This window comes from Brevibacillus borstelensis, assembly GCF_037834415.1.
In the GTDB taxonomy this organism is placed as follows: domain Bacteria; phylum Bacillota; class Bacilli; order Brevibacillales; family Brevibacillaceae; genus Brevibacillus; species Brevibacillus borstelensis_A.
Genome location: NZ_JAUMSJ010000001.1, coordinates 79,497 through 99,384, shown reverse-complemented (window position 1 = coordinate 99,384; position 19,888 = coordinate 79,497). Strand labels below are relative to the sequence as shown.

General features: G+C 55.0%; 17 protein-coding genes. 2 read left to right on the top strand and 15 right to left on the bottom strand.

The features are described from left to right. Nucleotides 1–11: 11 nt before the first annotated feature. The 4 genes from Q3F21_RS00455 to Q3F21_RS00440 form a co-directional block, all read right to left on the bottom strand. Nucleotides 12–1,739 (bottom strand): ABC transporter permease, encoded by a 1,728-nt coding sequence (locus Q3F21_RS00455; protein ID WP_340249003.1) that lies wholly within the window; start codon nucleotides 1,737–1,739, stop codon nucleotides 12–14. A 12-nt stretch (nucleotides 1,740–1,751) separates the two neighbouring features. Further along, nucleotides 1,752–2,828 (bottom strand): ABC transporter ATP-binding protein, encoded by a 1,077-nt coding sequence (locus tag Q3F21_RS00450; protein ID WP_340249001.1) that lies wholly within the window; start codon nucleotides 2,826–2,828, stop codon nucleotides 1,752–1,754. A 111-nt stretch (nucleotides 2,829–2,939) separates the two neighbouring features. After that, the gene (locus tag Q3F21_RS00445; protein WP_425341203.1) at nucleotides 2,940–4,040 is read right to left on the bottom strand and encodes an extracellular solute-binding protein; all 1,101 of its coding nucleotides are present in this window, start codon (nucleotides 4,038–4,040) and stop codon (nucleotides 2,940–2,942) included. Nucleotides 4,041–4,095: 55 nt separating this feature from the next. Next, the gene (locus Q3F21_RS00440) at nucleotides 4,096–5,274 is read right to left on the bottom strand and encodes an ROK family protein (protein WP_340248997.1); all 1,179 of its coding nucleotides are present in this window, start codon (nucleotides 5,272–5,274) and stop codon (nucleotides 4,096–4,098) included. A 205-nt stretch (nucleotides 5,275–5,479) separates the two neighbouring features. Here Q3F21_RS00440 and Q3F21_RS00435 point away from each other — a divergent pair, with 205 nt between their 5' ends. Continuing rightward, nucleotides 5,480–5,785, top strand: coding sequence for a hypothetical protein (locus Q3F21_RS00435; protein WP_340248996.1), 306 nt, complete (start codon nucleotides 5,480–5,482; stop codon nucleotides 5,783–5,785). 318 nt (nucleotides 5,786–6,103) lie between these two features. Here the strand turns inward: Q3F21_RS00435 and Q3F21_RS00430 are convergent, their stop codons facing one another. From Q3F21_RS00430 to Q3F21_RS00400, 7 genes are all read right to left on the bottom strand, one after another. After that, nucleotides 6,104–6,988, bottom strand: a complete 885-nt coding sequence (locus Q3F21_RS00430) for a LysR family transcriptional regulator (protein WP_340248994.1) — start codon at nucleotides 6,986–6,988, stop codon at nucleotides 6,104–6,106. An 85-nt stretch (nucleotides 6,989–7,073) separates the two neighbouring features. Next, nucleotides 7,074–8,186 (bottom strand): mandelate racemase/muconate lactonizing enzyme family protein, encoded by a 1,113-nt coding sequence (locus Q3F21_RS00425; RefSeq protein ID WP_340248991.1) that lies wholly within the window; start codon nucleotides 8,184–8,186, stop codon nucleotides 7,074–7,076. A 1-nt stretch (nucleotide 8,187) separates the two neighbouring features. Beyond that, nucleotides 8,188–9,153, bottom strand: coding sequence for a threonine ammonia-lyase (locus Q3F21_RS00420; protein ID WP_340248988.1), 966 nt, complete (start codon nucleotides 9,151–9,153; stop codon nucleotides 8,188–8,190). A 15-nt stretch (nucleotides 9,154–9,168) separates the two neighbouring features. Then, nucleotides 9,169–10,326 carry an amidohydrolase gene (locus Q3F21_RS00415; protein ID WP_340248986.1) on the bottom strand — a complete coding sequence of 386 codons (1,158 nt, stop codon included), beginning with the start codon at nucleotides 10,324–10,326 and terminating at the stop codon, nucleotides 9,169–9,171. 76 nt (nucleotides 10,327–10,402) lie between these two features. Then, entirely contained in the window at nucleotides 10,403–11,815 is a 1,413-nt protein-coding gene (locus Q3F21_RS00410) for a YfcC family protein (protein WP_340248984.1), read from the bottom strand. 84 nt (nucleotides 11,816–11,899) lie between these two features. Next, nucleotides 11,900–13,021, bottom strand: coding sequence for an aminotransferase (locus Q3F21_RS00405; RefSeq protein ID WP_340248980.1), 1,122 nt, complete (start codon nucleotides 13,019–13,021; stop codon nucleotides 11,900–11,902). 23 nt (nucleotides 13,022–13,044) lie between these two features. Next, nucleotides 13,045–14,100: an ornithine cyclodeaminase family protein gene (locus tag Q3F21_RS00400; RefSeq protein WP_340248978.1), complete on the bottom strand. Its 1,056-nt coding sequence runs from the start codon at nucleotides 14,098–14,100 to the stop codon at nucleotides 13,045–13,047. A 414-nt stretch (nucleotides 14,101–14,514) separates the two neighbouring features. Here Q3F21_RS00400 and Q3F21_RS00395 point away from each other — a divergent pair, with 414 nt between their 5' ends. Next, nucleotides 14,515–14,778, top strand: a complete 264-nt coding sequence (locus tag Q3F21_RS00395) for a hypothetical protein (protein WP_340248975.1) — start codon at nucleotides 14,515–14,517, stop codon at nucleotides 14,776–14,778. A gap of 71 nt (nucleotides 14,779–14,849) precedes the next feature. Here the strand turns inward: Q3F21_RS00395 and Q3F21_RS00390 are convergent, their stop codons facing one another. From Q3F21_RS00390 to Q3F21_RS00375, 4 genes are all read right to left on the bottom strand, one after another. Beyond that, nucleotides 14,850–15,830 carry an aromatic acid exporter family protein gene (locus Q3F21_RS00390; RefSeq protein ID WP_340248972.1) on the bottom strand — a complete coding sequence of 327 codons (981 nt, stop codon included), beginning with the start codon at nucleotides 15,828–15,830 and terminating at the stop codon, nucleotides 14,850–14,852. Nucleotides 15,831–16,000: 170 nt separating this feature from the next. Then, on the bottom strand, nucleotides 16,001–17,482 hold the full coding sequence (locus Q3F21_RS00385) for an S-layer homology domain-containing protein (RefSeq protein ID WP_340248970.1): 1,482 nt from the start codon (nucleotides 17,480–17,482) through the stop codon (nucleotides 16,001–16,003). A 129-nt stretch (nucleotides 17,483–17,611) separates the two neighbouring features. After that, nucleotides 17,612–18,304, bottom strand: coding sequence for a response regulator transcription factor (locus tag Q3F21_RS00380; RefSeq protein ID WP_340248968.1), 693 nt, complete (start codon nucleotides 18,302–18,304; stop codon nucleotides 17,612–17,614). After that, nucleotides 18,301–19,794, bottom strand: coding sequence for a sensor histidine kinase (locus tag Q3F21_RS00375; RefSeq protein WP_340248965.1), 1,494 nt, complete (start codon nucleotides 19,792–19,794; stop codon nucleotides 18,301–18,303). The genes Q3F21_RS00380 and Q3F21_RS00375 overlap by 4 nt, the downstream gene beginning before the upstream one ends. Nucleotides 19,795–19,888: the final 94 nt, after the last annotated feature.

Here is a 19,888-nt window from a genome sequence, read left to right as displayed (position 1 = left end):
GTTTTGCCTGGTTAAACCGCCGTTCCCGCATTGTCGCCGGTCAGTTTTCTGGAGACGAACAGCACGATGATGATAACCGCGATTTGCAAGACGCCGTAGGCGCATGCGGTACCGAACTCAAACGAATACATCTTTTGAAAAATGGCCACGGACAGCGGCGTGGTCCGCGGGGTAAAGATCAGGATGGAAGCCACGAACTCGCCGATACACTGGACGAAGGCGAGCAGCGTGCCGGCCAGTATTCCGCCGAACGCCATCGGAAAGACAACGCGCCGGAAGCTGTACCACCATGTGGCCCCCAGGTTTCGCGCCGCCTCTTCGACGGACGGGTCCATCTGCATCAGGGTAGCCGACGTCGAGCGGAACACAAGCGGCAAATGACGGACGAAGTAGGCGAGCGGGATGATCCAGAAGGTGCCGATCAACACCTGGTTGAAGCTGAACGCGGTCGGCTCGCTGAAGGCCGCGATCAGGTTGACCGCCACGACCGTGCCTGGCAGTGCCCAGGGAAGCATGATCAGCACGTCGAGCAGCGTTTTCCCGCGAAAGCGCAGCCTCACCATGGCGTATGCCGCCGCTACCCCGAACAGGACGATCCCAATCGTGGCGATCGCGCTCAGCTCCAGACTGTTCATGATCGGCCGCCACGTTTTCTTGTCGGTAAACAAGTCGAGATAATGCTCCACCGTGTACTTCGGCGGCAAAATCTGGACGGTCCATGTGCCGTCTACGGAGAAGGAAATTAAAACGAGCACCAGGATCGGCAGCATCAGGATGACGACGCCGATAAAGGCCAGCACGATCGACACGTAGCGGCCGGTCTTGCTTTTGATTTCCGTTCTGTGCACACTGACGCCCTTGCTCTGGTTTTGATAGTTGCGCGCTCCCTGATACCAGCGCATCAACAGGAGGAAGGCTACCGACACGATCGACAAGATCGTCGATTGCGTCGCCGCCATGTCCAGATCGCCATTTGTCCGGGAGAGGTATATTTGCATCGTCATCGTCCGGTCGATGCCGAAGATGAGCGGCGCCGTGTAGGACGCCATCGAAATCATAAACACCAGCAGAGACGAGGCGACCAGCGCAGGGGTGAGCATCGGCAAAATGACTCTCCGCCACACGGTAAAGCGCCCCGCCCCGAGGCTTGCGGCCGCCTCCTCCAGGGACGGATCAAGCCCCTTGATCGCCGCCGAGGCGGTCATGTAGAAATAGGTGTACATCGTAAAGGTGTGAACGACGACAACGCCCCAGATTCCTTTCAAGGAAAACGGAACCTGGGCCAGCCCAAACAGTTCCTTGAACGCCCGGGGGAAAATGCCGCTCTCTCCATACAGAAACGTAAACGAAAGCACGCCGATCAGCGGTGGCAGGGCCATCGGGACCAAGGCCAGCACAGACAGGATTTTTCGCCCCGGAAACTCGTAGCGCTCCAGCAAAAAAGCCATCGTCACTCCGACAACGCCGCAGCTGATGACGCTTAAGACGGATATATAAATGCTGGTCCACAACGCCTCCAGATTGGCTGTATGCTCCAGACTGAAAAAGCGGGCGTAGTTTTTCCACGTTGTCTCTCCATCGATGTGGACACTGGCGACAAACGTTTCCCAGAGCGGGTAAATGACGTACGCCAGCAAGATCAAAAACAGCGGCGAAACCAGTACATACACAAATGCCGGCGAAGAGGTAAACGACATTCGCCTTGCGGGTGCCGATCCTGGCTGCAGCTCTGCTCTCATCGCTTTTCCTCCTTATCCGGCAAAGTAGATGCTGTTTTTCGGTATATGCAGGGAAATGGCTTCTCCTGGCTGTTTGACAGCGCTTCCTTCGTTGATAAACATACTCTTCAGCTGGTGGGGTCCGACGCTGGTCACGTAGTTGACGCATGCTCCGGTAAACTCGGCAAGCGCCACGGTTCCTCTCACCACGTTCTCACCGTCCGCTCCCGCACTTTCCCGAACCGCTTCGGGACGAATCGAAAGCGCTACCTTTTCTCCGACCGCCAAACGAACCTGCGGGGATGCCTGCTGCACGGAGCCGCAGAGGGAAATGTCGGACGTCAGCTGGACATAGACGTCCTGGCCTTCAATTCCCGTCACTGTCGCTTCCCACAGATTGGTCTCGCCGATAAAGGAAGCGACGAAGCGGTTTATTGGCCGATGGTAGATTTCGTGCGGCGTCCCGATTTGCTGCACCACACCGCTGTTCATGACCATAATCCGGTCGGACATCGACATCGCCTCCGCCTGATCGTGGGTCACGTAGATGGTCGTGATGCCCAGCTCCATCTGCAGGCGTTTGATTTCGTAACGCGTCTCTTCCCGCAGCTTCGCGTCCAGGTTGGACAGCGGTTCGTCGAGCAGCAAAATTTGCGGTTCGATGACGAGGGCCCGGGCGAGAGCGACGCGCTGCTGCTGGCCGCCGGACAACTGGTCGATCCGCCGTTCGCCGTACCCGTCTAGACGGACCAGCTTCATGATCCTCTCCACGCGTTCTTTGATGTCGGCTTTCGTCATTTTTCGAACCTGCAGGCCAAAAGCGACATTTTCAAACACCGTCATATGCGGAAACAGGGCGTAATTTTGGAAAACCATCCCGGTGTTGCGCTTGTTGGGCGGCAGCATCGTCACATCCTGGCTGCCAAACGAAATGCGTCCTTCCGTCGGGTAGTAAAAGCCGGCGATCATTCTAAGGGTCGTTGTCTTCCCGCAGCCGCTGGGGCCCAAAAACGTGAAGAATTCTCCCGATTCGATATGAATGTGGACGTCCTCTACCCCTTTGGCATTTCCAAATCGCTTGTGTACGTGATCCAGTGTTACGCTGCTCATCAGGTGTCCTCCCTAACAAAAATGGGCCCGGTCCGGCAGTGATCGCTTATGACCACCTTTATGCAGAGCCAGACGGAGCGGACTTACGCCTCCCCGTCTGGCCGAAACCGGTTACTTCTTTCCTTTGCCTTTGATGTTTTCGTCCCAATGCTGCATCCATTCTTTTTCTTTTTCCGCCATGACCTTCCAATCCAGCTCCAGCGGCTTCAGCTCGAGGTTTTTCATGAAGTCAGGCAGTTCGTCCTTGTTGATGTCTGTGCGGGACGGGAACTGGTAGCGCTCCTTGGCAAGCTGGGCGGCAATTTCCGGGCTGAACAGGAATTCGTAAAACTTCTTGGCCGCGTCCGCGTTTTTCGCGCCTTTGATCAAGCCGACGCCGTCAACGAGGATCGGTGCCCCGCTCTTTGGATAGATGAAGTCGTATGGATGGTTGTTCTGTTTGCTCTGAATCAGCACGTCTTGCAGGTTCCACAGAGAAATGACGCCTTCCTGGCGGTCCATCTTGAGATAGAGGTTGGTCGGGTCCTGGGTGTATTCCTTGGTGTTGGCGTCAAGCCTTTTGAGCCACTCATAGCCTTTTTCCGGGGTGTCTGATCCTTGGCGGTAGATCATGGCGGAGTAGATGGTCCTCATCGTTCCCGATTGCAGAACGTTGCGGATTACGATTTTGTCCTTGTACTTGGGATCGATCAGCTCATCCCAATCTTGCGGGACTTCCTCCGGCTTGAGCGCCTGGGAGTTGTACATGATGACCTCCGGCAGGAGCATTTCACCGTACCAGCGATCCTGCGGGTCCTTGTACAAATCCGGGATTTTGTCCGCAAACGTCGGCTTGTACGGCTCCAGCAAGCCTTCATCCGCTGCCGTGCTCAGAGCCGACTGCGTGCCGCCCCACCAAAAATCAGCCTGCGGATTGGCTTTTTCCGCGCGTACGCGTTCCAGAATCTGCTGCGCTCCCATCTCAAGCGGTTCCACTTCGATATTCGGATACTTTTCGTTGAACTTGGGCAGGACGATTTCGAAGATGTTCTTGTCCCGGGCGGTGTAAATAATCAGCTTCTGGTCGCCTTCCGTCTCGGCCGGCTTCGCTTCGCCGCCGGACGCGGCAGGCTGCCCGCCTGTATTGTTGCCATCTGCAGGCTTCGCCTCCTGTCCCCCGCCGGAGCACGCCGCGACCGTCAGGGCCAGCGAGCTGGCAAACACGCCGCGCATCCATTTTTTCAGTGTGCTGTTGGACTGTTTCAAAACTAACTCCCCCTTTTTTCTTTTACCTGTCCAGCAGTCTCGTGGACGGGAACGCTTCTAAAACGCTGTGGACAGCGCCGATCAGGCCCGCCTGTTCGCCAAGACTGGCCTTTTCCAGGCGAGGCGCTACAGGGACCCATTCATTCAGCCAATCGCGAATCCGCTTCACCCCTTTTTCGTCGATATGGACCATCTCCCCGCTCAGGATTAACAGCTCCGGGTTCAGGATGCTGACGATGTTGGCGATTCCGCATGCCCAGCTGCGGTATACTTCATCCAGCAGCCGAACGGCTTCTTCGCATCCCTCGTCTGCACACTGAATCAGCGCTTCTATGACACTCGACCCTTCCTTGAGGTCGGAGAGAAATCCCTTGGCTTTATACGCGATGCCGGGAGCGGAATAATGGGTCTCGAAAACGCCCGACGCCCCGTCTTTTCTGGTATCGGCGGGGCCGATCATCATGAAGCCGATCTCTCCTGCCGCTTCCCGGCTCCCCCGGTAAAACTGTCCGTCCAGAATGATCCCGGAGCCGATACCCGTGCCTACATACATGTAGACGACCGTGCTGTAGCCGACCCCTACGCCGCGGACGTACTCGCCAAGCGTCATCATGTTTACGTCATTGTCGATGATGACAGGCAAGCCCAGCCGCTCCTCGATGGTCTTCTGGATCGGCGAACCCATCCAGCCTGTGCTGGGAGAAAAGCTGACGGTTCCGCTTCCGCGCTGGGTAACGCCGGGCAGGCCGACGCCGATCCCGAGCAAGCGGTCGCCGGGCAAGCCGCTTGCCTGCAGCAGCATCCCCAGCCCCTGCGCCAAATCCTCGATGACCAGCTCTCCATTTGCAGGCTGTGACAGCCGCTTTTGGTACCGGGCCAAAAATTGGCCTTTCAAATCGGCTATCGCCATATCCAGCGTGGAGCCTTCAAATACGGCGCCGGCAATGGCGTAAGCCTGGTAGTTGTACTCCAGCAAAATCGGCTTGCGGCCGCCGCGCGAGTCTCCCATGCCCACTTCGTGTAAAAGACCTTCCTGGATCATCTCGTCGACGAGGGCCGACACACACGGGCGGCTGAGCTGCGTTTCCTTGGAAATGTCGGCGCGGGAAATCTGTCCGTGCAAAATGACCTGCTGCAAAATCTCTTCCTTGTTCCACTTCTTGACAAGTTTGCTGCTGCCTGTTCGTTTCGAAGAACGCACGCTTCGCCACTCACCACCAGAGAGTTAGTTAACCTTACTAACAAAGTTATCCAAATTATACCTGCCGTAGGCTGAATAGTCAAACTCTTTAGATATATATGACGAAAGGGACAAAAACAGGATTTCCTGAGACATAAAGGGGGAATTCTCGAGAAACTTACTATGCTTTGATATGGTATAATGGCCGAAAGAGAGGTGTTCAAGCGTGAATATGGAAGATAAGTTAGATCTTGTCCTGTCAAAACTGGAAGCCTTGGAGAGCGGCCAGAACACTATTTATCAAGAAGTGGCTGAAATCAAAAAAGAAGTAGCTGAAACTAAAAAAGAAGTGGTTGAAATCAAAAAATCTGTGTTTCGCTTGGAAGAAAGCCAACCTCAAGACATCATGGCATTGATGGAAAGACTGGAAAGAAAAGTTGACACCTTCCGAATGGATGTCGAATTTATTGCCGAAAAGCAATCGATACAAGATTTAAAAATAAATCGAATCGAGAAACAAATCCAGTCATAGATAGAACTGGATTTGTTTTACAGATAGGAATTTGAGTTTTGGGGAAGCTTCAGGGCTTCCCTTTTTCTTTTTTGGAGGGCAGACTTTGACTACCGAACAGGTAAGCTCTTTGAGTGGCTTCACTATCATAAAATTGATATGTATGATGAAATTTTTGTTATCAATGTAAATGAATATATTGGTGAACCCACAAAAAGAGAAATTGCTTACGCTGTCCAAAATGGCAAGGTAAGTAAGTTACCTTGAGCCAATCAATTAGAGTAAGGCTAATCGGGCTTCCCTTTTCTATGCACTTTCTCGCAGCATGAGACGTCGGCCTTACTGATTTTCCCGAACGCTTTGCCACACATCCGCCACCAGCTCGGCGAAGGTCTGAATCGCCGCCTCGTCTTTTCGACGCTTTAAACAAATAATCGAAGTCTCCGCCCGCCGGGAAAAACGGTGCAGCTCCTCGACTGCGCCGGAACGGAGCTCTGCTTGTATCAGAGCAGTACTGAGAAAGGCCACCCCTGTGTGGTTGAGCACCGACCGCTTGATCGTCTCTTCGCTCGTGCACTTGATGACGGATTGGGGGACGTAGTTGATTTCCGCGAGGCACTGGCTGATAAACCCGTCGAGGTTGCAGCCCTCCTGATAGGACAGGAAGGGATACTGCTCCAGCACCTCGGAAAAGCCGCGCCCGGCAATCATTTCCGGCGTCGCTACCAGCGCGAACTCCTCCAGATCGACGACGCTTGCATAAATATCCGGAAGATCGCATGTTCCGGCGATAATGCCGATGTCGGCTTCATGGTTGTTCACCTTGCGCAGCGCCTCCTGGCTGCTGCAGGAAATCACCTGCAAATTCACCTGCGGATGCATTTCCAGATACGTTTTGAGCATGTGCGGCATGTACTGGGTACAGTAAAACTCGGGAGCGGCGACAATCAGATTGCCGAAGGGGTCGTTCAGCTGGTTCAGCTCCTCCTCCATCAGCTGCATGACGGAAAACAGCTGCTCCGTATACTGCTTGACCACCTTGCCCGCCGGAGTCAGGAATGTTTTCTTGCCCACCCGGTTTAAGAGAGAATGGCCCAGCTCCCTTTCCAGCGCCTTGATTTGCAAGGTAATCGTAGGCTGGCTGTAGCCCAGATGCTCGGCTGCTTTGGTCAAATTCAAATGTTCGGCGACGACCTGAAAGGTCCTTAAATTACGAAGCTCCATCGTCTACACTCGCTTTGTCCGAATTGGAAGGCGACGAACGCGCAATCCTTATTCCCCAAAGTGTACCCGATGGAGCTCATTTATGCTATGCCAATTTCACGTGAATGCGCGTCAAAGACGTGACGGTCTCTTCGTTCACTGCGATTCCCAGGCCCGGCGACTCGCCAAGCCGGATGCGGTCGCCGGAAACAGGGAAGTCCGCCACGTCTTTGGCAAACATCCGGGGGCCGACCATTTCGTTGGACCAGATGTTTTTCTTTGCCAGCGAGAGATGCGCTCCCGCCGCGGTGGCAACCGCCGACTCCACCATCGAGCCTATCTGCACGCGGATTCCCGCCATCTCCGCCTGGTGGACCAACCGTACTGCCGGATACAGTCCGCCGCATTTCATCAGCTTGATGTTAATCCAGTCCGCGGCATTTTTCCGGATGATCTGCCGCATCTCCTTGTCTCCCAGCAGCCCTTCGTCGACCATCACCGGGATCGTCGTCTTCCGGCGAATATCGGCCATGCCGTCCAGGTCGTCGGCGTGAACCGGCTGCTCGATCCAGTCGATGCCGCACCCCTCCAGATGCTTCAGCGCCTGCAAGGTCTCGGCTGCGTAACCCCAGCCCTGGTTGACGTCGACGCGGAGCCTGATATCGGGCCCGACCGCCTGACGCACAGCTTGCACCCGGGCCACATCCGTCGCAACATCCGTCCCGACCTTCAGCTTCAGGGTTCCGTACCCTTCAGCGACAGCCGCTTTGGCCTCTTCCGCCATCACCTCCGGCGGCTGAATGCTCATGACATAAGGAATGACCAGTTCATCGTGGGATGGACCGCCCAGCAAACGGTAAAGCGGCTGTCCCGCCAGCTTGCCCATCAGGTCGTGGCAGGCGATGTCAAGCGCCGCCTTGGCCGCCGGGACTCCCTTTGCCTTCTGGTTCATCTTCTCGTGAATCCGCTCGATGGAAAACGGGTTTTCTCCGAGCACAGCCGGACCCAGATGATGCTTGATGACCTCGATCGTGCTCCAGTAGGTCTCTCCGGTCACATGCTCGTCCGGAGTAGCCTCCCCGTATCCGACGACTCCCTCGTCCGTTTCCAGCCGGACCAGTATCGTCGGCATCTCGCGGAACGTATCGTAGGCGATGATAAACGGGCGGATCAGCGGCAGCGCAATCGCGTATAGATCGATGGACCGAATGCGCGTCATCTTACTCGTACCTCGCGATCAGCTTTGCCAGCTTGCCGGCGTCCACATTGCTGCCGCTGACGATCGTCAGCACTTTTTTGCCCGCGATACCCGGGACGGCCCCTTGCAGCAGGGCCGCGACGCCGACGGCACCAGAGCCTTCCACCATCAAGTGATGCTCTTTCGCCAGCCAGTGCATGGCTTGTGCGACGTGCTCTTCTTCGACGAGGAGAATGTCGTCGACGATCTTCAGCGCCAGCTCCAGGTTGCCCTGGGTGATGCCGCCGTGCAGGCCGTCAGCCAGCGAGTCGCTGTACTCGACATCAACCAGACGCCCTGCGCGGAACGAGTAGTACCACGGCGGCGACGCATGGGTCTGGATTCCGATCACTTTTATCGAAGGGTTGATCGACTTGGCTGCGGTGGCAATCCCGCAGATCAGCCCTCCGCCGCCAGCGGGAACGACGATCATATCGAAATCGGGCTCCTCCAAGAGCGCTTCCAGTCCGACTGTCCCTTGTCCGGCGATGATCTGGTCGTCTTCGAAGGCGTGCACGAAGGTTCTTCCCGTTTCCTCCGCGAGCCGGTACGCATGGGCCTCGGCTTCATCGTAGTTGTCGCCGTAAACGACCAATTCCGCTCCATACTTCTTGATTCCGGCTTTTTTCGTCTCCGGCGCAGTCTTTGGCACTACGATCAGCGCGGAAACGCCTTTCAGTGACGCGGCATAGGCTACGCCCTGCGCATGATTTCCCGCAGAAGCGGTGATGACGCCTTTGGCCAGCTCCACTTCGCTGAGGGAAGCGATTTTGTTCAGCGCACCCCTGACTTTGAACGAACCGGTTTTTTGCAAGCATTCCAGCTTGAGCCATACATCCGCGCCAGCCGCGCCGGACAAAGCGTCCGATCGAAGCAGCTGCGTCTTGGTCACCTTCCCCTGCAAGTCCTTGTGCGCTTTGACAATATCGAAAAATGAAACGGATAGCATCCTGTAAAAACCTCCTTAGGCAAACTGCTTGACGAGCTGAATGAACAGATTGATCGCTGTCGGCATCACGTCTTCGTCGATATCGAAGCGAGGGTGATGATGCGGATAGGCGCTCTTTTCGCCGTTCATGCCTACAAACACAAAGGCGCCCGGCTTCTTGAGCAAATAGTGGGAGAAGTCTTCGCCGCCCATGACCGGGTCGACGTGGACGAGCAGCTCGCTTCCGAGCTTTTCTGTTACGACCTGCTCCACGAATTGGCTCATCTCTTTGTCATTGACCACCGGCGGCGTGCCCCAGTCGACCTCCAGCGTCCCATTCGCCCCGAAAGCGGCGCAGATTCCCTTGACGGTCCGCTTCATCTCTTCCGCCAGAGCCCGGCGCGTCGCTTCCGAATGCGACCGGAACGTGCCGGACATGACTGCCTGGTTGGGAATGATGTTGTACGTCGTCCCCGCTTCGATTTTGCCCACAGAGATGACCGCCGGCTCGATGGCGTTCATCCGGCGTCCGACGATTCCCTGCAAAGCGCCGATCACATGACTGGCGATGTAGATCGGATCGATTGTCTCGTGCGGCATCGAGCCGTGCCCGCCCTTTCCTTCGATGACGATGCGGTAATCGTCCGCCGACGCCATCATCGCGCCGTAGGCGATGCCGATCTTTCCTTTCTCCAGCGGCTGCCAGAGGTGAAGGCCGAAAACCGCGTCCGCCTGGTCGACCGCTCCCTGGGCGACCAGCTTTTCCGCCCCGCTCGGCAGCATTTCCTCCGAGGACTGGAACAAAAACAGCACATTCGGCTTGACCTCCTGCCGGTTTTCCGACAGCCATTTGGCGGCGGCGAGCAGCACGGCCGTATGTCCGTCATGGCCGCAGACGTGGGCGATGCCCTCGCGCTTGGACATATAGCCGTCCTTTTCTCCTTCCTCCAGAACCGGCAGCGCGTCGATGTCGGCCCTCAGGGCAATCGTCTTTTTCCCTTCCGTCCCCTTCAAAAAGCCGACTACGCTCGGCGCGGGAAAGTCGAGAATGTCGATGTCCAACTCCCGCAGACATGTTCTGATATACTCGCCGGTCTCGAATTCCACCCCGGACAACTCCGGATTTTGGTGCAAGTAGCGGCGGTGGCCGATAGCCCATTGGGCGAGTTCTGCAGTGCACAAGGTTGCAGTCATGCGATCACGCTCCTGTCAAAGTTGATAGAGGGAGGATGCTCACCGATCCGCTAGACATCCTCCTGCTGACATTTTCTCAAAACGGCCCGTAGCCGATCATCTGGGCGATGATAACCGCCACAGCTCCGATCCCATACTGTGTGAGGATCAGCGGCAGGATCCATTTAACCCAGCGAATCCACGGTATCCCCGCGACCGCCAAGCCCGCCATGAAGTATCCCGAGGTCGGCGTAAAGATATTCGAGATCCCGTCGCCGAACTGGAAAGCGAGAACGGCCGTCTGTCTGGTCACTCCCACCAGATCGGCCAATGGCGTCACGATTGGCATCGTCAATGCTGCCTGACCGCTTCCGGAAGGGACGATGAAATTGATCAGGCTTTGCAGCACAAGCATGCCAAACGCGGAAAACGTGGCTGGAACCTGGTTGATGGCGGTGGCCGCGTAGTAGAGAATGGTATCGAGAATATGTCCATCATTCAATACCACAACGATTGCCCGAGCCACGCCAATGACCAGCGCCCCCGAAATCAGCCCGGCCGCCCCCTTCATAAAGGAATCGACGATGGTATTCGGCGTCAGTCTGCCGATCAATCCGATAATAATTCCCAATAGAAGGAAAAGTCCAGCGATTTCGGTTATGTACCAGCCGTATTTAATGACGCCGAATGCCAGTACGACGAAGTTGATGAGGAAACAGGCCAAAATCCATTTGTGGCTCGTCGTCAGTTTGACGTCGCTGCGAATCATGTCTTCCGTGCTTTTCCCCGCATAATTTCCAAAGAAGCCCTGACCCCGGTCTTTCTTTACCTTCATCGCATAGCGGTAGACAAATCCTACCGAAACAACGTACATGACCACAAATACGCCGATGCGAAAGCCAGCTCCGGAGAACGTCGGCAGCTCGGCGATGCCTTGCGCCACTCCGATTGTAAACGGGTTCATGATCGCAGAGGTGAACCCGACCGAAGCCCCTACGAGCACGATCGCCGTACCGGTGATGGCATCAAAGCCGAGGGCGATCGCGAGCGGGATCATGATCGCAATGTACGGGATTGTCTCTTCCGCCATTCCCATCAAGGTTCCTCCCATGGCAAAGAAGAACATCATGATCGGAATGAGCCATTTTTCCTGGTTTTGCAGCTTGCGCGAGAGCGTGACGATCAAAGCCTCGATAGCCCCGGTCGCGGTCAAAATACCGAAGGTGCCGCCGATAATCAAGACGAAAAAGATGATGCCCGCCGCTTCTTCCATGCCGGTGTGGACGCTGTTGACGAGGCCGAGCGGCTTGACCGGAGACGATTCGATAAATTGAAAGGATTGCGGGTCGACGACGCTTCTGCCGTTTACGTCCACTCGCGCGTATTCGCCCGCCGGGATCAGGTAAGTCAAGACGACCGCGATGGCCAGCACAGCAAAAAGCAGGACGAATACGTTTATTTCCTTGACCTTCGAAAGAGAAGTCTTGGTGTTCGCTTCTGGTTGCGCCATAAGCAATTTTCCCCTCCCTAAACTTTTTTTAATAATAACATTTTTATATTTATACATTCAATTGTATTTTTATAGGGCCCGCACTTAGCGGCGAGCCCTTAGGTATTCCGATACTTTCGCCAGACCGTCACGCAGCACGTCTGTAGCGCATGCATAGCCGATCCGCACATAGCCTTCCATGTCAAAGCAGCTTCCCGGCGTCAGGAAAGCTCCGGTCGTTTTAAACAGGTCAATGCAAAATTCCTCGGACGGAATGTCCAGCTCGTACTTCAGCATCGCTGTCGTCCCTGCCTGCGGCTTCACATACGAAATGAGCGGCTCATTTTGCACCCAGTCATCCAGTATCTGCAGATTGGTGCGAACGATTCCGAGATTGCGGTCCATGATCTTGTCGTAGTTTTTCAGCGCGTGCACGGCGAGGACGTCATCGATCATGCCGCAGCTGATCGTATTGTAATCGCGGTGCTTGACGCATTCCTTGATCACGTCAAGCGGTCCCGCGATCCAGCCGAGGCGAAGGCCGGCCAGCGAGAACACCTTGGACAGGCTGCCCGTGCTGATCCCTTTTTCGTACAGGTCGACGATCGACGGAATGACGACCTCGGGGTCCTGATGCAGTCCGCGATACACCTCGTCGCAGAGCAGGTACGCATCCACACTGCGGGCGATTTCCACGATTTCACGCAGCATCTCTTCGCCCATGAGCGCGCCGGACGGGTTGTTCGGATTGTTGATGCAAATCAGCTTCGTTTTCGGGCTGACCAGACTTCTCAGCTCATCCAAGTCGGGGTAAAATCCGTTCTCCGGACGCAGCCCGAGAAGCTTCACCTGCGCCCCGAACGATTCGGGGACCGAGTACAGCTGCTGATAGGTCGGATGTACGGCGATGACCTCGTCACCCGGTTCCACGAGTGAATAGAGCAGGAGGAAATTGGCTCCGATGGCGCCGTTCATCGAAATGACATTTTCCGGCTTCATGGTCTTGTACAAACCGGCTACCAGCGAGCGAAACTCCGGCGATCCCTCGATATGCCCGTATGTCAGCTTCATTTTTGCCAGCTCGCCAAAAAAACGCTCCGGCTCATCCGACAGGCGGATCAGTTCTTCCACGGTCAGAGAGTCCACGCACGTCTCGGCGATGTTGTAGACCGCGTCCATTTCATACGCATTCATCCATTCTTCGACTTTAAACGGTTTTACCTGCATCTTTTGTTTGCTCCTCCCTGTTTCTAGAGTTCGACTACCGTACCCGCACCCGTCTTTTCCGCCGCTTCCAGCACAAGATTGGCTGTCAGCAAATCCTGCAGCGCGATGCCGGTGCTGTCAAAGATGGTAATTTCCTCGGGCGATCTGCGTCCGAGTGTCCGGCCCAGAATCACTTCGCCGATTTCCGCTGCGATTGCCTCCTTCGTGACGACGCCTTTCTTTACCGGAATCTCCATTTCCCCGACACTGACCGATTGCGTGACATCGTCTACAAAAACGCGTGCTTCGGCAAACAAACGCTCATCGATCTCCTGCTTGCCTTCCATGTCCGCTCCGATACAGGTGATGTGCGTTCCCGGCTTGACCCATTCTTTCCGGATCAACGGCTGACGCGCAGATGTGGCGGTGATGATGATGTCCGCTTCTCTCGTCGTCTGCTCGATGTTCTCTACGGGAACAAACTCGATTTGGCAGCGTTTGGCGTACTCCTCCAGGAGCTCATCCTGCCCGTTAAACTGTGATGCGACCATGCCTAGCAGCCTGGACTGGATCGATTTACAAAACGCATCTGCGCGTTCGTAGGAACGGGCGTTGTATACGGATACCTTTTTTACATGTTTCATGGCAATCAACGTGGCCAGGATTTGAAAAGGAGCTTGGTGGCCGCTGCCGACGATTAGCAGATGCTCAGACTCCGGCCTCGCGAGGTATTTTGCGCCGATTCCCCCGGCAGCACCGGTGCGCATGCATGTGATATGCTCGCCGCTGAGGATTCCCCGCGGAGCGCCTGTGCGGCTGTCCAGCACCATGACCATTCCGATCAGCTGAGGCAGGTTCTTTTGCGTGTTCTCTCCAAACCAGGAGACCAGCTTCAATCCGAAAATGTTGGCGCCTGTCAGGTGGCCGGACTTGATGTCCATATCCGCTTTGCCCGGTTCGAATTCGTGGAAAACCATCGGGAACAGGGTGGCCTCCTTTTGGGCTTTCAATGTATAGGCTTGTTCCACCGTCTCGATGACGCGGGCCATGTCCAAAATGTGTTCAGTCGTTTTCTGGTTGACGACGCGAAAAGGCAACAACGCGCAGCACTCCTTTCCTCTCCCTGTGTTCTTTGCTTTACAGTATCATAGTTGGAATTCATGAAAAAATGAGAAAACGCAATAGTAACCATTGCGAAAATTTAAGAATTGGATAAAAATACAAGTTATCACAAAAATATTAAGATGTAATTTTTTGTTGCCTTGCTTGACATTGACGCGCATTATCTCTACCATTTATTTACAAAAAGACAATTCCGGCAATTAATGGACACAATCTCTTTGGAAGCGGACATCGGCAACTATCAAATACAAGGAGATAGGTCGGGGGAGTTTCATCGGGTTTCTGTCATCGTTGGCCAATGTGGCGCTGCAGAATAGCAAGCTGTCGCTTACATCCCGATTTTGGGAGTTACAATGATAACGGGTTCCCCCTTCAAAACAGGAGATATTGATATGAAAAAAATCAACACCTCGTTTATTCTGGCTTTGCTGGTAAATGGAGGGTTCCTTTGCGTACTGCTGTCAGAACAGACTTTGTTTAGGAACTGGATATTGATTGGATGGACGATAAACGCCTTGATTGTTCTCTACTTCGTGTCCCTTCTGTTTGCTTTGATCGAAATCAAAAGAAAAGCCAGAAACCTTTTCCTATATTCAGCATTGGTGCTTAACTCCATAGGCTTGCTTTTATTCGTTGATTTCTGGCTGCGTCAGTAAATTTCATCACAAAAAAACGCACGTGAGCAGCCCACATTGCCGCTTACGAGCGTTTTTTCGTTTCCTCCAGATTATCCCTGCTCTTTTCTCTTCACCGGACTGTTCCTGCCCAGTTTGTGCTTGATATACAAATATTGCTCGATCTCCCGCAGCAAGGTAAAGAGCGCCGCGCGGGTCTCGAATTCTTCCCTCGACTGGGGCAGCGGCGTCTCCTGGATCTCTTCCCGCATCACCCGCAGCTTGTCGAGGAAGCGGTAGGCCGTATTCCCCGGATGGATCGAGTGGCTCAGAAGGTCGAGGAAATCCGCGATTTGATGGCCCTGCGGCACCTGGACGCTGAGCGTCGACACGATGGGCAGCATCCGCTCCAGGTATTCAAACTGCTTTTCCCGCATGACGAAATACTCGTAATAGGTGTCCTCCTCCTTTTTGCCGATGCGGTTCTCCACGTCGCGCCAGGCGAGGAGCTTGGCCTCTTTTAGCATTTTCTCCGTCTCGATCATCTCGCTCCCGTCCCAATCGCTTTGGCCGTGGCGCAGGTAGAAGCAGAACTCCTGGAGAATCGTCGCGAAGTTGCGCTCCACAGCCGCCTGCATGCCTTTTAGCTCCTTTTCCAGGCTGGGCATGTAGAGGTTTGCCAGCAGGGCAACGCCGACGCCGATGGTGACCAGCGCAAGCTCGTTCAAAATGACGGGCAGATCCATTCGCTCCGAGGAATAGAGGTGCAGCAGGACGACCATGCTGGTCACGAAGCCCTCCTGAATGCCAAAGCGGACTGCCAGCGGGAGGAAGACGAGGATGAGCAGCGTCAGCGCCACGGGCTGAAACCCGAAGAGGGCAAACAGCGCAACCCCTACCACCAGTCCGAGCAGGCAGGCGAGAATGCGGTTGATCGCTGTCCGAAACGACTGCTTCCGCGTCACCTGTATGCAGAGGATCGCAATAATTCCTGCCGAGGCATAGAAAGAAAGGCCCAGCTGCTGGGCGATCAGGATGGCCGCTCCCGTTCCAATGGCGGTTTTTATCGTTCGGTATCCAATTTTTAAAGGCATGTCGCTGTTCCATCCTTCTCTGGTTCGTAATCTTTGTCTTTTGTCCTTATCCGGCAGAAGCTTGTTTCCTCCTATACAGTATCAAAAACGCCGTGCAAAACAAAGAGAGTCTCTCAGCGGGAGAGACTCCGGGGGAGCGAATTCATAAACCTTTAATGAAAGATCGAAGTCTAATTGAGCGTTACGCTGACTCCATCGGCGACCGCCCAGTCGCCCAGCGGGGCAACCTTGTATGTGGTGCCTGCTTCAAGCGCGGCGTCCTTCAGTTCAAACGTCCCTGTCGCACCCTTCCGGCTCGTCAGCTTGTAATCTGCGGTCAGCTTGGTGCCGTCGGGTGCAGTCAGCGTGATGCTGCGCAATGCGAAAAGCTCGTCCTTCGGATCTTCTGCCAAGGTGACAGCCAGCGTCTTTTCATCTGCCGCCTTCACTTCCTGAATCGTCAAAGGGGCCTTCTCGCTCGCGACGAAGGTGTTTTTCTTGATCGCAGCCCAATCGGCTGTCACCGTATACGTAGTGCCCGGCTTCAGCTTCTGTCCGTCCGGCAGTCGGAACTTCGGCGCCTGGCGGCCATCGGTCGCTTGCGTGAAAGGAACGTAGCCCGCTCTGATCGGTTCGCCGCCCTCTGGCGTGATCGTGACGGATATATCCCGCATCGAGGAAAGAATTTCATAGGTTTTTCCTTCATACTGGTTGTTCTCATCGAGAGCGAAAGGGTTCGGGCGGGAATTGCGGTACGCCACGATGACGTTTCCATAGTCGGTAACGCCGTCTTCGAGACTGGACTCCACTTCAAACGTGTCGCTCGCGACCTGCTGGGTCGAACGAAGGGCAAGCTTTTCCGGATTGGCTTCAAATGTGCCTGCCTGTTTCCCTTTGTACGTCAATGTGTAGGTTGTTCCCTCTTTCTGAACGGTGGTCGGCACGATATAGGTCGCTTCTAGGCCTGTCATCAGCTGCGGGACATTGCGAATCGAAAGGCCGTTGTCAAAAACAAAGTTTTGCTTCGCCGCATCCAGCTCCACTTCTTCCTTCGGCAAAGGCTTCGCGAACTTCACGACTAGCGTAATCACGTTCTGTGCTTCGATGCTCGTCACTTTGTTCTCGGATTCCTGCTGATTAGCACGCTTGGCCTCAACCATCAGGTAAGCGGCCTCGGCCCTGGTTGCCGGCGCTTGAGCATTTGCGTTGCCCAGCATTTTCTCCAGGGCCGCTCTTTCTGTATTGTTTGCCTTCGCCACGACATGTACCAGTTCACTTACGGCAACCGGTTGATCGGGCAGGAATTCTGCTCCGTCTCCCGCCATGACTCCTGCCGAGACAGCAGCGGTTACGTACGGGTAAAACCAGTCGTCGCGCTCTACATCGGAGAATGCCGCGCTTTGCTGACCTGTCGGCAGTCCAAAAGCCGCTGTCGCCAGCTTGGCCAGCTCGGCGCGGGTAATCGCTTGCTGCGGTTTGAGCAGATCAGCGCCATATCCGACAAATACCTTCTGCTCCGCCAGCTTTTTCACCGCTGCCTGATAAGATCCGGCTTTGCTGATATCGGCAAAGCTTTCCGCTGCCCCGACAGTTTGAGCAGGTATGATGACAGACGTACCAATTGCAGCGACGGCAAGCAGTCCCGCGAATGTATTCGATGTTTTTCGTTTCATATCGCAACGCTCCTTCCATTCCTGAGGATTCTCGTTCCTCCTCAGGATAGGGAGCAATTCTAAACCCGCTCTAAAGCAGTTCTTAAAAAAACCTTAACCGGAGCGAAACATTTTCTAAACAAGCCCCTTTTACACCGTAAACCGGTATCCGGCGCCCCAGACGGTCTCGATGTACTGAGGATGGGAGGGATCGGCCTCGACCTTTTCGCGCAGCTTGCGAATATGGACCGTCACGGTCGAAATATCGCCCGCGGAATCCAGCCCCCAGATTCGCTCAAACAGATGTTCTTTGCTGAAAACGCGATTGGGATGGGCTGCAAGGAACGCCAGCAGGTCAAATTCCTTGGTGGTGAAGGGCATCTCCTGACCGTTGACGTAGACGCGCCGCGAAGCCTTGTCGATCCGCAATCCGCGAATCAGTATCTCGTCATTTCGCTGCTCCCGACCGCCCAAGAGGCGCTCGTACCTGGCCAGATGGGCCTTGACGCGAGCCACCAGCTCTCCGGGACTGAACGGCTTGATCACGTAATCGTCCGCCCCCAGACCAAAACCTCTGATCTTATCGATCTCCTCCTTTTTGGCCGTGACCATCAGGATCGGGATGTCCTTGCGGGAACGAATTTGCTTGCATAGCTCAAAACCATCCACATGGGGGAGCATGACATCAAGGATGATCAGATCATAGTCGCCTTCCAACGCCTTTGCAAGTCCAGCACTGCCGGAGCGCTCCACATCTACACGGAATCCATTTATTTCCAAATAATCCCGTTGAAGCTCTGCTATGCTTGTATCATCTTCCACGACGAGAATGTTTTTCGTCACGCTTCTTCCCCCTTTTCGCGCGGCAGGGCAATGGTGATGGTGGTTCCTTCGCCAGCGGCGCTGCTCGCTCCAATCGTCCCCCGATGCTCATCCACGATTTGCTTGGCGATGGCCAGGCCCAATCCGCTTCCTCCGGTGTCCGTGCCTCGCGACTGCTCCGCCCTGTAAAACCGGTCAAAAATATTCGGCATCGCCTTAGGATCAATGCCCGGACCGTTGTCGGAAATCTCGATTCGCACTTTCCCGGATTCGATTTGCAGCGCAAAGGAAATCCGCTTTTCCGCCTTGTCATTGTATTTCAAGCTGTTGTCCGCGACATTGGCCAGAACCCGCCTCAGCTTTTCCCGGTCCGCCAGCACGATCGCGGGGGGTGTCGCTGGAGCAGTCGGAACTGACGCCGTTTGCCGGTCAAAATGGACTGTCACATTTTTCTCTTCCAGGTCAAATCGTAGCTCGGTTACGTAATCCTCCAGAAAACGTCCAATGTCCAAGCGCTCAAAAGTAAACGGCAGCTTCCCGAGATCCAGACGCGAGAACAGGAACAGCTCGTCGATCAGCCGATCCATGCCCTTTGCCTTGCGGGCAATCGTATCCAGATATTTTTCCAGCTTTTCCGGCGTGTCCGCCACCCCGTCGCGTATTCCTTCCACGTAACCGAGAATGGAGGTGATGGGCGTTTTCAGGTCATGGGAAATATTGGAGATCAGCTCTTTGCGGTTCTCCTCGTACTGAAGCTGCAGCTCCACAGATTCCTTCAGCTTCTTCCGCATGTCTTCGAAGGCTTGGGAGAGCTGGCCGATCTCATCGCGGCCGGACTGCTCGACATGAAAATCCAGCTCGCCGTCCCTGATTTGCTCCGTAGCCGTTTTCAGCCGGTCCAGCGGCCGGATAATGCTGCGGGATACGAGGAAATTCAGCAAGCCGTTCATCAGCGCGAGCATCAAAAGCAAGAACAGAATCAAGACGGGCAGCAGACTTCGGGTCAGCTCCGCATAAGGGCTTACCTGCTTCATTACGTAGACTCCGCCTTCCGTCTTGTCGGCAAAATGAAAATCAAACTTGACGTAGGAAAAAAAGCGGCCCTCCGTCTCCAATATGTCTCGTACATGCAGGTTGCCGAATTCGTAGGGCGGGAGCGCCTCCTTCATCCCTGGCACCTGCAGCATGGGCGATGCGTGATGGATGTCGCTGCCCTTGCGGACGAGAATACCTGCCTGAACGGGAGCCAAACGCTGTTCAAGCTCCTGAACAAACGCGGCGTCGAGCAGCTGCTCCGGGTTGCTTTTGCCGAGAAACTTGGTCTCTACGGATACCGTCTCCTCCGGCTCGCTCAATGGCATGACGGCATAGCGGCTCGTGTACAGATCGCGGACATGCCTGACGTCCCCCGTCACGGCTACGGCGATGAGAAACACGGCCGAGACGAATAAAATGACCGTGATTAAAAGCATGGCTGTATAGGAAAGCAGCAATCGCAGCCGAATAGACATGTGCACCCCTCCTTTTCCCATCTTACACGAAAAGTCTATGACTGCAATGAGGACGAGTTTTGGGCGATAGTTGTAAAATGAATGTAAAATTGCA